Source organism: Alcanivorax sp. HI0083 (assembly GCF_001635175.1).
The window spans coordinates 1-560 of sequence record NZ_LWFX01000632.1 but is presented as its reverse complement, the minus strand read 5'-3'; the positions used below and the strand labels follow the sequence as shown (position 1 = coordinate 560).

At 44.3% G+C, this 560-nt stretch carries 1 protein-coding gene; it reads right to left on the bottom strand.

All coding sequences use genetic code 11. The features are described from left to right. Nucleotides 1-560: hypothetical protein (locus A3754_RS27405; protein ID WP_197468513.1), on the bottom strand; the 560-nt coding region annotated here is incomplete at both ends.

Below are 560 nucleotides of genomic sequence, written 5' to 3'. Positions count from 1 at the left end.
CATACTGCTCTTTTGTAGACAAGTCTACACGGTTGATTTCCTTAGTTGATTTTACATAATCGATTGAAGCCCCTTGGTAAATCCCCGGAGTAACATTTCTGCCTGGCGGCGGCGCAACCACAGCCTTTAAAATCAACAACTTACCATTCTCTGTTGATCGCAATATCGATATCCTACCATCTGGTGGCATAAGCAAACGCATCACCCCTAGTTTTTTGCTTAGCACTTCAGATTTCATGCACGCAGCCCTCCATATCCAGCCAGATAGGAACATCGCCGCTCTAGAGGCCGCCTCATCGCTACCCTTTCTCTCCTTTACACATAGCAATGCCTCCATTTCTAAGCGCAGATTGATGCTTGGTTCTGGTAGAAATTGACTGCCAATGAATAAGTATCTATCGGTCAATATTTGACCTACATAATCGTCTAAAACAGCCTGCAGATATTCTTCAAGCCCATCGAGCACAGCATCTTTGAGTCTTTTAGCAACGTCATCTTCACACTTCACCGGCAACAAATAGTTTCTACGGTCATATTCAATGGCAACGTAGGAATCATCC